The 14,190-nt window shown below is 34.0% G+C and carries 7 protein-coding genes; 1 reads left to right on the forward strand and 6 read right to left on the reverse strand.

The window, feature by feature from the left end; all coding sequences use genetic code 11:
* From Q0975_RS22395 to Q0975_RS22420, 6 genes are all read right to left on the reverse strand, one after another.
* Nucleotides 1-5,453 (reverse strand): hypothetical protein (locus tag Q0975_RS22395; RefSeq protein ID WP_299440955.1); only part of this gene is annotated, 5,453 nt, incomplete at its 3' end.
* A gap of 141 nt (nucleotides 5,454-5,594) precedes the next feature.
* On the reverse strand, nucleotides 5,595-6,008 hold the full coding sequence (locus Q0975_RS22400; protein ID WP_299440957.1) for a hypothetical protein: 414 nt from the start codon (nucleotides 6,006-6,008) through the stop codon (nucleotides 5,595-5,597).
* 1,398 nt (nucleotides 6,009-7,406) lie between these two features.
* Nucleotides 7,407-8,078 carry a response regulator gene (locus Q0975_RS22405; protein WP_118462487.1) on the reverse strand — a complete coding sequence of 224 codons (672 nt, stop codon included), beginning with the start codon at nucleotides 8,076-8,078 and terminating at the stop codon, nucleotides 7,407-7,409.
* A 110-nt stretch (nucleotides 8,079-8,188) separates the two neighbouring features.
* Nucleotides 8,189-10,240, reverse strand: a complete 2,052-nt coding sequence (locus Q0975_RS22410) for a tetratricopeptide repeat-containing sensor histidine kinase (protein ID WP_299440960.1) — start codon at nucleotides 10,238-10,240, stop codon at nucleotides 8,189-8,191.
* Between the two features lie 115 nt (nucleotides 10,241-10,355).
* Complete coding sequence (locus Q0975_RS22415; protein WP_299440963.1) at nucleotides 10,356-10,505, reverse strand: hypothetical protein; 150 nt, start codon at nucleotides 10,503-10,505, stop codon at nucleotides 10,356-10,358.
* Between the two features lie 1,339 nt (nucleotides 10,506-11,844).
* Complete coding sequence (locus Q0975_RS22420; RefSeq protein ID WP_299440966.1) at nucleotides 11,845-12,582, reverse strand: LytTR family DNA-binding domain-containing protein; 738 nt, start codon at nucleotides 12,580-12,582, stop codon at nucleotides 11,845-11,847.
* 830 nt (nucleotides 12,583-13,412) lie between these two features.
* On the opposite strand from Q0975_RS22420, the gene Q0975_RS22425 reads away from it, so the two are divergent.
* Nucleotides 13,413-14,099 (forward strand): NAD-dependent deacylase, encoded by a 687-nt coding sequence (locus Q0975_RS22425; RefSeq protein ID WP_299440969.1) that lies wholly within the window; start codon nucleotides 13,413-13,415, stop codon nucleotides 14,097-14,099.
* Nucleotides 14,100-14,190: the final 91 nt, after the last annotated feature.

The raw sequence follows: 14,190 nt of genomic DNA on the forward strand, positions 1-14,190 counted from the left end.
ATATTACCTGTATTACTCACTGTAAATACATAGTTGATCGTATCTCCGGCATCGATGATACCGTTACCGTTTGTATCTACATAGGTATCTGTCTTAGTGATATCTAATAGTCCTTGTCTTAAGTCCGTTACTGTTGGATCATCTGGATTACCATCATTATCGTCATCTGTAGTATCCGAAGCATCATCAGGGTCATCGGATAAACTTGTAATTGTATTTCCGTTAAGGTCTTCAGCACTGACCGTAGCAGTATTACTAAAAGTACCTGCAGTAATATCTGCTGCAATAATAATATATGAAGCAGTAAAAGTTGAGTTATCTGAATTTCCAGCTATTAAAGTAGCTAATGGACCTCCAGAAACTGTTACAACCGGATCTGCAACTGTGATATTAGTAATATCAGCAGTACCATTATTTGTCACAACAAAAACATAATTAATAGTATCTCCGGCATCAATGATACCATTGGTATTGGTATCTACATATGTATCTACTTTAGTAATTTCAAGATCATTAACTACAGGATCTCTCCAGTCTGGTTCTGCACCAGGACTATCCGTATCCGGGAATGGATTTCCTGCGGTTTGTCCTCCATTGGTTGGTCCTCCAGCATCAGTAGTACTCGTACCATCAGCATCAAAATTATCATCTAAACCATCTCCATCGGCATCAGCATTTGCAGGCACCGTATCTGCCACACCATCATCATCGGTATCATAGGCTTCAATAGTATCACTCTCACCATCTTCATCTGCATCCAGGTCGATATAATCTGCTCCGTCCCCTAATCCATCTGTGTTTTCAGGAATAATAGGAGTTCCTACCAATCCACAGGTAGCTACTGAGCAATCTGCATCATATTGATCATCTATACCATCTCCATCAGTATCATTCCCTGCTGGAGGAAAATATCCCGCAGTAGATTGTCCTTCAATGTTATCCACAATACCATCATCATCGGCATCGATATCCAAAAAGTTTGGTCCATCTCCCAAATTGGAATCGGAATTCGGTACTGGCAATCCTGTTCCTGTAGTTACTTCTCCTGCTCCACTTCCACTATCAATAGTATCAACATCATCCGCTAAACCGTCACCATCTGCATCTGGATCACTACTATCTTCAATACCATCGCCATCACTATCCGTAGTTCCTGCAAAATCAATATCAAATGCATCGTCAATACCATCTAAATCAATATCAACTCCTCCAGTTACATTTACATCAACACTGTCTGGAATACCATCATTGTCTACATCTGCAACGGTATCATTTTGCCCATCCTGATTTACATCAATTCCTCCTGCTTCTATAACATCTACAATTCCATCATTATCACTATCCAGATCAAAATGATTTGGTATACCATCACCATCAAAGTCAAATACTGGATCTAAGGTATCACAAATACCATTGAGATCAGCATCTAAACATACAGGTGCAGTTGCACTCCCATTATTATCAAAATCCTGGTAATTAGGAACTCCATCTGCATCTGCATCCGCTGAAGGATCAACTCCCAAACTATTTTCCGCAGTATCCGGGATACCGTCATTGTCATCATCTAAATCTAATACATCTCCTACACTATCATTATCATTATTATCAAAAGTAAGGTCACAGGCATCAGAAACTCCATCATTATCCGCATCAGGACCATCAATTTGTTGATAATCATCAGTACCATCTGTATCACCATCGGTAGGATCAGTATACCCATCAGTTCCTGAAGTAACTACTCCATTACCATCAACAGTTAAGCCTGCTCCAAAAGTTCCTGAACCTAACAAGCCATTAGTATCACCATCGGTAAAACCTGATTCTAATACATCGTTACAACCATCCCCATCACTATCTAAACTTAAATGATCAGGATCTCCCGAACTATCGGTATTGGTTGGAACAGCAATTCCTGCTCCGCCATTAGCAGAATTAGGCACTCCGTTATTATTTGTAGCGTCTCCATCCGTGTCGTTCGCCTGGCCAGGATTTACACTACTTGGCGTTCCTCCTGTTTCTATTACATCGTAAATACCATCATTATCACTATCTAAATCATGATGATTAGGAACACCATCTCCATCAAAATCAAATATAGGATCCAATGTATCACAAATACCATTGAGATCACCATCTAAACATACGGGAGCAGTTGCGCTACCATTATTATCAAAATCCTCATAATTTGGTATACCATCCATATCTGCATCAGCAGATGGATCCACTCCCAAGCTATTTTCTGCTGTATCTAATATTCCATCATTATCATCATCCAAGTCTACAGCATCCCCTACACCATCCATATCGGTATCTGCAGCACTGAAAATCACTGTAACTGAAGACATAGCTGTTGCACAGTTAGTAAGTGTATATTCGAAAATATAAGTTCCATCGGTTAATCCAGAACTATCCAAGGTTCCAAACCCAGAATCAAAATTTGCTCCAGGATTATCGCCAGCTCCATCCAGACTCCATAATCCACCTGTGTCAGGAGTTCCTAACAATTCATTGAATAAAGTAACTATTCCTGAAGATCCATCTGCAAAAATTGTATTGTTAACCCCTGTATTGGGTGCTGATTGCACTGATACCGTTACCGAGCTTACACCATTCGTAACACAAGGAGCTACTGCACTAATCGTATAATCAAAAATATAAACTCCACCTGTAGTCGGATCATATGTTCCTGCACCCGCATTAAAATCTCCTCCAGGAGCATTTGGTGAAGTCCCCGAAATACTCCAGACTCCTCCTGCATCCGCTCCTGCAATCAGAGCATTTAAATCTACTACTGCATCTCCAGCACATGCATATTCATCTGTTTGAATACCTGGTTCTGGCTCATTCGTGACGGTAAGTCTCATCACATCTTCAGCACTACAACCTAATCCATTATCCATCACTATTCTATACCAAGTAGTAGTTCCCGGAGAAACGGTTGGCGTAGTACTTATGTTTTCAAAAGGGCCACTCCAAGGGCCTGTAGAAGAAACTGTGCTAAAGCTCCATTCATATCCTCCAATACTCCTTACGTCAATACCAATAGCCGGATTGATCGAAATACTTGTATCTGTCTGACTAATAGCAGAATTAAAAGGAACCTCATATATGGAAGCTGAAGCTGCATCACAACTATTATCATTAATTGGAACACTAATGGATCCACTTGTATAGGTTCTTATGTCTCCTGCTCCATCATCAAACGAAATTATAGCACCAGTAAGCACACCAAAATCTAAGTTTTCACAATCATAAATCTGAACTTTCCAACCTCCTTGTCCTGCATCAAATCCTACAAAAGGAGTAAAATCAATATTTTGTTGATTAATTCCTTCAAAATTAGTTCCAGCTCCATTTAATTGATAATCTTCATAATAAGCATTCCAAGTACCTGTTAAAGGGCCTCCTGGAGGTGTTCCTCCTACAGCGGGGTTATTGAATTGACATAAATCATATACCTGCGTACCTATAGAAGTATCATTCGTAAAATTTAGATTTACTATATCATCTCCTTGATTACAAGCAAAACCTTGAGTATTCTCCCCTAAAGTTACCGTTTGCGTTTCGTCTGGGGACACCATAAAAAAGGCTAAGTCAGAAATATATGAATGTGTTCCATCAAAAGTTACCGTGATTGTGGTACTCGCATCAACAATAAATGGTCTTTTAACAGGATCATAATACGTATACGTTGGGTTTAATACCGTTCCTGCTCCTAAAATTGTTGCAGAATCTCCATTACATATTGACAAATCAATACCTGCATCAGCATCTAAACTCGAGTTCCACACCCAAGCACGACCTTCAGTTTTAACACCACCATCATTTCTAACGACTAAATACCCTCCATCAGAAAGACCGGTTTGCACTGGGGCTGAGTTTAATGCGAACACATCATATGAATTCGTAGCTGGATTAAAAATATACCAGTCGTAAGTCGCTCCAATAGCAGTTTCGCAACTTAATTCTCCGTTATTACCCGGTAGGTCAAAAATATAGATAGGATCATCCGTTCCCTGAGAGTCTAGCGGATCTGTATACTCTGTCATTATATAAGCACAAGAAGAAGGAGAAGTCATTTCTAGTTCATTACCATCTAATACAATAAGTACTACCGAAGTAAATGCATTATTGCAAGGAGAAGTTCCTGTTACATCGTATCTAAACACATAAGAACCTATACCTAATGCTGGAACGTTTACTGTACTTCCTGCTAACTCTCCTGTTCCATCAACATCGACCCAAGTTCCTACATCCTGACTTCCGTCTAAAGCTGTATTTAAATCAATTGGAGGATCTGTACTAAAAACAACTAACGGACCTGTAACATTTCCTGAATTAGGCGTTTGTACAAGTGTAAAATCTATAGTAGAAGTTACAGAAACACCTCCATATTCATCAAACATTACAATCTCAATTTGTCGAGTAGTAGCTAAATCAGGACTAGAAGATGTATTCTTGTAATACAGCTCATCAATAATATCGTCAAAATCATTAAAATCATTAGGACTTGGATCTCCATTTACTACTACAACTGATGTAGATCCATTCCCTGTAATATTTATATTTGGTAAGGTTAGCACTACAGAAAGTTCTTCTTCACCAATATTTTGTTCATTAATTAAATTAATCTCTACTCTTTGAATACCATGTGGAGCATTAATCAATAGGTCCGATCCGTCCAGGATTTCTGTACCGCTTGTACATGCTATACCACTAAAATCGATCCCACCTGCTCCCGTAGAATTATCATTATCTAATCTTACAAATGGTGCTGGTGCCAAACTCATAGTAAATGGTTCTCCCGACGCTGCTTCTGTTGGGTCAGTCACATAATATTCTACAGATAAAGTAGTAACTGCAATATTACTTTGCACTGTCCAATAAGTTCCTGCAGTAGTAATAGAAGCATTAGAACCGATGTGTATTTCTGATGTATTATTATTAGCTATAAAATGTCCTGCTTGACCAGAAGTCAAAGAACCCGAAAACTGAGCTCCTACATCAGCACTTGATATTTTAATATTTTCTGTCCTAATGAGTTCACTATGCTCTTGTGAACTCAATATCACATGAACAGGCTCACTAAATGTATAGGTATAGGTATTCCCCGAAACACCCACGGTTGCTCTTGTATTATCGAAACTACTTGCAAAAATCAATCCTGGTGGTATTGCATTTACTGCGCCTCCCACTGTTGTCGATGGTGACCGATTAATATCCACTGTTACAAAAGTAGAACCATCGCCAACTGCAGAAAAACTACTGGTCTGAAAGTTATTTTCTGGTACAGTTCCAGATAATAATCCCCAGGTATTTACTACCTGTGCATGCGTCTGATGGGAAATCAGTACTATCAGCATAAAAATCAGTAATGCTTTTACTTTATCGGAAAAAATTTCAGTAAAAATATTCATAAGCAATGGTATCGGTGTGTTATTCTTATTTTCCATCTTTTTCTAAAAGATTTGATGTTTTTAGAGTGTTACCTTCTAGTATTATGGCCATTAACCAAATAATACCAGAAAGAATCTTTCTTTTATTTCATTTCTAAATTATATGCATTTTGCACTTCTACTTTTTCATCATCTTGATCACCGCATGTAATAGCCAACATCTTCTTTATTCATTATACTAGACAAATATCTCAGGTCATTATGGACGTCATGAGTTTCAGAATAAAATGTAACAACACCTTTATCTTTTCCTACAGACACAGTATTTTCTGATTTCTTTGTTTGAATCATCTGTTTTTTAATCATTTTTATCTGATTACCATCATTACGTAATGATTGCATATCAAATCCTAATACAGATGTTGCGTGATCCTTCTGCACATTATGACTATTAATTAACATGTCACAACTATCCATGTTTTCTGAAAGCAGATTTTGCGCATTTAATCCTACCGCCGAGCTAAGAATCAACAAGATGAATAGTGTTGTTACCTGCAGCACCTTCTTCTTGATTTTTCTGTGCTTTTTAAAATGTTTGCTTTTCTTTTTCATAGCATTTTTTTGGGACTCATTTTTTGTAGGCTTATTTAAGAGGGTATTGAAGGTCTTTTATATTTATAGCAAAGCACATACTACTGATATCAGTGTGCTTTATGAAATTCGTAATATTGAACTGGATATTAAAAGGGTTACAGAAGAATAAAGACATATTCACCCTAGTTTCTAACAATAAATTAATAAGGAAAATACACGTGGTATTCCCATATTTTTCCAACAGTTTATTGTTATATTTGAAATTAGAATCTGTATAGTTAATATACTTAAAGGAAAAAGAATCCGTTAGAATCTGTATATTATCTTTATTTACAGAAAAAGAATATATCATAATGGTTGATTTAGTTTTAAATTAATCGTTATCCAGACCCTGCTTTTGTTTGCTCGCCAAAGTTTTACAATTGCGGGGTTGCTTTTGTTTTATAAAATCATATTTGTCATTTTTTCTATTTTAAAAAAATTAGTGCGATCAGAAATAGATTGCTTCCTTGTATTATATTCGTAACTACTACTCATACATAAAAATGTATTATTATCTATAAAAGTCATACTAGATAATCTAGTAACTTTACGGCACATTATCAAAATCACAAAAATGTAACAGGTGGGTAATAAGAAGTATCTTACCACTAATTGTCTTAATACAGAAAACATACTATTTCTCATAAGCAAACGCATTAGGCATTTAAGTTCATTATATATATGTGATCATGGGGCACACGATCATTACATACTAATTATGACTTATCGAATATAAAGTAACCTCTTAGCGAATAGAAAGATTTGACGATCTTAATAAAAATTACGCAGACTTGCTTATGGGGTAGGAAAATTAATGTCTTATGTAATCTTTTTCTATAGGCTTGTTATTTTAAAATATACTATTTACGTTTAGTTTTTTTTAACATTATAAATTTATAGATAAAACATTGATTTGCAGTAATCTATAAACTCAAAATAACTACGGTAAAACCATAAAGATAAAATTAAAGCTTATTTAACTTCATAAATTAAAGTAAAATCAAGATTATCCCAATTTTAACAAATGTTTCATAAATAAAAACGGAAAATTCCCTATTTTTTTATGAATATCACATTTGTTATTTGGGGAAATAACACCTTTGAACTATGTTACATCTACTAAAAAGTAAAAATTTAACATAATCTAATTTATTAAAAATCAAGTTTTTGCGCATCAAATTACGCTTAAACAGTAAAAAAAAATGTGTATTTCACCTATAAAACTGATTCTTTAATCGTATTCGAAAAAGTAGCTCCTCAACCCTTTTTAACTACATACACCCCTCATAAACAATGCAATTCACTATATATCAAAACAAAAAAAGGACAGCAATCTGCTATCCTTTTGTAGTATTCTTCTGAGTTTTATTGTCTCTATACAAAACCTCTTTTACGAGCTTCTTCTAATAACTTTTGGTCATCAGCTTTTGCGATAGAAAACATCTCTTTGATCTGGTTTTTACGTTTCTCGATCGCACTAAGTGATAAACTCACATAATTAGGCAGATTCTTTGTTTTTACTCCTCTGGATAAGTGATATAAAATCTTTAGGTTTTTTTCATCCAGTGAGAAATTATTAGTCATCATTTTTCTAAAATGATTATTTACTGTAGCACTATAATATGGAGTACCACTTACAATATTATTAAATGCTAATAATAACTCGCTAGAAGTAAGATCACTTTTTATCAAAAATCCTGATGGATTAATATTCTTTAATATATTATGAATTCTATGATCTTCTCTATGCATCGTAAGAATAATAATCTTGGCTTTGGGCAGTAATTCTTTTGCATGCTTTGCTAAATCCTCTCCGGATGTTATTGTTCCATCAGAAGAAGGTGGTAATTTAATATCCACAAAAAGCATGTCATAAGGTGTAGTTTTAGAAGATTTCAGAATACTATCATATGCATCATCGCAATTAGATGCAATATCAATCTTGATCTGATATTCTTTTTGATTCTCTCCTAATAAGGTATTCTTGTATCCCTCGATAATCATAGGATGATCATCAATCATAAGAACTTTTAGCTTTTTCTTCATCTTTAAAAATTTGTGTGTCTGTTGTTATCCTATCGGCTCTATATAGTAGTAACTATAATTATCACCTTTTTATTATATGGACACCGGATTTGATAACTTTTTTACATTAATTAAATTGGTATGCCTACAGATACTTTAGTACCTGAATCCTGATTACTTATAAAATCTACTACACCGTTCATTTGGGTAACTCTAGATGTAATATTTTTTAAACCAATTCCTCTTTTTACCTTACTACTTTTGAATCCTATTCCATCATCTAAAATAGTAAGATTTATTTTATCATCCACATAATCGAAGTTTATTTTTACGCTTTTTGCACGAGCGTGCTTAAATATATTCTGTAATGACTCTTGTATAATACGGAATAGGTTTACTTTTTTCTGATCATCTATGGTCTCCCAATCAATATTTTCATCATTAGCAAATGCAAACTCCATTTTATGTACTGTACACAAATCACTCACCAAACTCTCTACCACATCTACATAGGCAATATCCGGTGATAAGGTATCGGTACCCAGATCATGAGATATGAGTCTGATTTCTTTTTCTATAGATTTTAGCTCATCTATATATTTATTCCTTGATTCTGTAAACCCATCATTAGCGCGCTGATTGATCCCATCCAGACTTAATCGTACTCCAAACAATCTACCGAGTACACCATCATGCAATTCTTCTGACATGCGGTGTTGCTCTAGCTTACGCCCTTCTTCTAACTTTAATTGCTGACTAAGCAGTAAGCGATAAATCTCTTGATTAGATTGCTGCTGATTTTGCTCGAATAGTAGTTCTTTATTACTCTGTTGCTGTCTAAAAATTACATACCCTAATAAAAACAGGACTGACAATCCTAATATGGCGAAGATTAGTAATTCCTTTTCGCGACTAATTGCTGCTATTTCCTGCACTTTTTCTTCAGTTTCGAAACGTATTCGCGCTAGTTTATCCCTAAATGCTCTTTCCTCTTTCACCAAACTATCACTCAAACGGATGTATTTTCGAGCATAAACTAATCCATTTTCATTATCTGAAACTTCGGACAGTAACTCATATGATTGGAGTAACTCCTCATTATTATTAACTTCTAAAGCTGCATTTTTAGCTCTTTCTGCGAATGACTTTGCCAAACTATCATTTTCGTTTGATTTATAGTATTCAGCTAAATGAAGCGTATTAGTACTAATCCCTTGAATATCTGATATACTATCCCTAATACTTAAAGATTCAAAAAAAGCTTCTGGTATATTTTCATTATCATTGGATAAAAACTTAACATAAGCCAAATTATCCAATAATAAGGCAAATGTTTTTGGGTTTTTATTCAAAAAATCATTGTAACTTAATGCTCGATTATAATATTCTTCGGCTTTCTTATATTTCTTATCTGATTTATAAACTGTACCAATATTATTATAAGAGGCAATGGTTTGAAAAACCTCTTTATTAGTATTCTTTGCATATTCAATAGATTGCAAATGATAATCAACTGAAGCCTCATATCTTTCAGTGTATTTTGCTAATATCCCTAAATTAGTGTAACATAATGGTAAATATTTAGGATTTTTAGATAATTTAAATTTTTTAATCGCCTCTATTGTCAATCCTTCACTTTGACTATAATCTTTAACCTTTCTTAAGATCTTAGCCAAATCGGTTAAAACTTTTCCATGATCATACGCATATAGTAAAGGATCTAAATTATTCGCTTTATCAAAAGAAGCATAAATTTTTTCCGATTTGTCAAAGTTTTCATAGGCAATACCTAGGTCAGAATTTCTATAATACAATCCATTAAGAAAATATGACTTAGCCATATTTAATGAATCCTTTAGAATTATAGATAAATCTAACGTCTTATCATTATGCTTTTTAAAATTGTCTAAGTCCTTAACACGATAGTATTCCAAAGAAATTTCACGAAATTGGTTTAATTTATATAAACCATCATCTAAAGTAGAACTAATCGCATAAGCTTCTTTTAAACTTTCCTTCCTCTCTTTCAAAGATCTTTTTTTATCCTTCGCTTCTTTTAAACTTGATTCTATTAAACCAAATCTTAATTCATCTCCACCTTTATATTCAATTTTATCCTCTTGACAAGAAGATAAATACAATACAAAAAAGAAGCAAGCATACTTTATATGAAAACGAAACATAAAAACTATTTTTTTATTCTAATTTAACGAAATAGAACACAAGATAAAAACAAAAAGTGTTACAATTCAAATTGTAACACTTTTTGTTTTTATCTATTTTTTGATATTTTTCGACTTAGTCAACACCTGTATCTCCTGAAGCATCTTCTTCTCCAACAATTTCAATCTCTTCAATTCCTACTTCTTCATTAATCGTGTCCGCTTCACAAGCGATGAACATTGAACTTACAAATAATACTGCGAATATAGTTTTTATAGCTTTCATAACGGTTTATCTTTTATAGTTATATCTTATTTTGGTTGTAATCTGTTTAATAATTTTTCTTTCCCTTTTTCAAGACTTTTTTTGTCCAGTATGAATACACTTTCGTCTATTCAGTTTCAATAGTAAAGGATTTTGCTGGCCAGCAGAATACTCCGATTTCTCTTTGTATATCCTTTTTAGTAAATGTGTAATAGGTTGATAACCTTAATTGTACACTACAAATGTAGGGAGATACCCCTCTCGCGCCTAATATATTAAAGTGTGTTTAGTGGATGGGTACCTCTAGGAAGTAGATGGGTACATTATACGAGTGGATGACCCGATTTTAAAAAACAGTAAAATGTGTAGGAAATAGATTACCAGCGTAATCACCGTAAATAAACCATAAAAAAAACTTAAAAAAAAACAAAAATCCAATAAAAAGAGCTACCTGATGCTATTTGGCATCCTAGCTGCTTACTCACTGAAAAAGAATAGATTATAGATATTCCCCAAATATAGATCAGAAAATTCCCTCAAACCCCTGTAAGTATTTAACTTCGAGAGTGATATAAAAAATCCCCGTCCTTTATATACCTTATATAGTAGCGTAGTTTATTTTTGAGCACGGGAAATTTACCTTACACCAAGCTTGTCTATCCTGTTATATAGTCCTAAACCGAAGAACAGAAATAACGAAACTATTGTCGGGGAATATTCCACATTATAAATATAGAGGTCATATTAATAGTACCTATAAAAAAAGTAAATTAGAGTTCGTAGTCATCATACCTCTTAACTACATTATAAATAACAGAAAACAAAACCTCCCTCTTTGAAGAGGGATCGAGGGAGATGTTAAAAAATCATTTGGAAACACCCATCCTAACCTTCCCTCAAGGGAAGGAACACCAACGTTTTTTTATATTTTATTTATAGAAGCATACATCATAAAAAAACCTCCTCGCTGCGGCGAGGAGGTTTTGACTTACGTTTTATTATACAAATGATATTGTGTGATATATTATAAAATAAAACAATCGGCTGCCTTAGTACACATTTACTAGATATTTACAAACAGCATCTTAATTATGTATCACTTTACATAGTCCTAAGCAAGAATAACATACTGCTTATCAAACTATTATATTAAAATCTATTTCCATAGGTTCTCAAAACAATGAGATAACTGTGTTTAGATCCCTGCATACGCTGGGATGTAGTTCGGCTAGTTGTTTTGAATGCATTTCATTTTTCAAAATAAAAGCATAGTCATGTTTAGATCCCAGCCTTCGCTGGGATGTAGTTCGGCTAGTTGTTTTGAATTCGTTGCTGCGCAACTTTTCTAAACAAAGCCTCACTACACATAAAGAAAACTATTCTTTGATAATGTATCTTTAATCTCTTCTACATTTGTTTTATACGATTTAGAGAAAGGAATCATATCCGTAGTATTCTTAATTGCACATTTTGCTTTACCAAAATGTATTCTAGATACATACTTAGTATTGATAATGTAGCTATTATGAATACGCACAAAATGATCTGGCAATAGATTCTGAAAATGTTTCAGTGTCTTAAATGCTTCTACTTTATTACCATTACTCATCATGAAATCTGTCGTATTATTATCTGCTTTTAGATACAATACTTCGTCGATATTCACAAAACGGTAATCTCCGTAAGACTTAAAACACAGCGTGTTATCCATTACTTCATCAAAATCTTTCTCGAACCTATGCAAGGTTTTGGTGAGATCACTTTTAGTTAGTGGTTTAAGGATGTAATCCAAAACACTGTTGCGTATGCCTTCTATAGCATAGTCAGTAGTTTTAGTAATAATTACAAACTCTGGTAGATTAGTCATGTACTTGGTAAGTTCTGACAATAAGTTATACTGGGTATTGGACGATTGAACTCCCGGAACTTCCGGTTCAAGGAAAACCAATCTAGGTTTTCTCTGTAAAATTAAGTCCAACGCATCTTGCTCATTTTTAGCAATTCCAGTACAGATATAGTCATTGTGATCTTCTAATGCGATCTGAATTGTGCGTGCAGAATTCTGATCATTATCAATAATGATATAAGGGTATTTCATGAGGTAAACAATTAAAGGTTAGCGTTGGTTATTAAATACTATTAGTATTCAAAAAAAAATTGTACACATTTACTGATTACAAGTTATGTCTTTTAGTAATATTCCGGTTACGGTAAAACCACAATATTAATACGGAAATGTACTGTTTATAGGGACTTGAAGAATTTCTTTGATCGAGGTAAATTGCATGTTATCGGTTTATGGGGTTTAGATTCTCTAAACGGAAAAAGATATCCCTTAGTATATTTATATAAAAAAAAGTGCCAAAACACCTTTATAATTATAAAAAACCTAACAATCTCTGATACACTTTTATTTGTTTTGAATTCCTCTCTACACCGGAATGATAAAAGAAAGCGTATTAACAAAACACTTGTCATTCCAGCGTAGGCTGGAATCCATTTATACTATACGTCTGAGTTAGATATAAAACATACTGTTCTTTAATGTATTACAAACTAAAGGAGTTTCCTTCTCCTTGAACAACAACACTATTGCGCTGGACGAAATGAGGCGTAGGAGTCAGCCCGCCTGACCGGACGGGCAGGGATGAAGGATTTTCATAATAAAACCTTCACCTTAATCCTCTCCCAATGGAAAAGAAAACATAAAAACTACAATTACAGGTAATTACACTTTATTTATACCTTTTCATATATCGAACTCAGATTTATAAATGGCATTTGATTATTTTATCCAGAAACTCAGCTATCAATTAAAATATTTTAGATAGTTTTAGAGAGCATAATAAATAACCTGTTATCCATTTTGATATTTTTCAATATTAAATTCTCAGGCAAATAACCGGTTTACATATTAAATAAAGACAAATGAAAAAAGTAGTTGTGCTTACCGGAGCAGGAATCAGTGCAGAAAGTGGAATTAATACCTTTAGAGACGCTGATGGATTATGGGAAGGACATGATATTATGGAAGTTGCTTCTCCTATAGGATGGAGGAATGATCCTGTATTAGTATTAGATTTTTATAATAAAAGACGTAGTCAATTACATACTGTAACACCTAATCTAGGACATATATCTCTTGTGGAGTTAGAACAAACACACCAGGTTACTATTATTACTCAAAACGTAGATGATTTACATGAGCGTGCAGGCAGTAGTCACGTGGTTCATCTACATGGAGAATTACTAAAAGTACGAAGTCAGTTTGATGAAAATATTGTTTTAGATTGGAAAACAGATCTCAATATTGGGGATTGCTGCGAGCATAATTCTCAATTGCGTCCACACATCGTTTGGTTTGGTGAAGAAGTTCCTATGCTGGATCGGGCAATACAGATTACAGAACAAGCGGATATCCTTATGATTATCGGAACTTCTATGCAAGTGTATCCCGCTGCAAGTCTATTACAATTCGCTCCGCTCAATACTCCTATATATTTTATAGATCCTAAACCTGCTATATCGCCAAAAGAAAACTTAACAATTCTAGCAGAAAAAGCCACTGTTGGTGTACCAGAGGTAGTAAAGCAGTTAGTTAGTAGTTATGAGTGAAAAGTTATGAGTTAAAAATGAGAAGTGAGAAGTGAGAAGTTAACTCCTAACTACTGAATACTGAATACTGAATACTGAATACTGATTACTG

It is taken from the genome of uncultured Aquimarina sp. (genome assembly GCF_947500065.1).
In the GTDB taxonomy this organism is placed as follows: Bacteria; Bacteroidota; Bacteroidia; order Flavobacteriales; family Flavobacteriaceae; genus Aquimarina.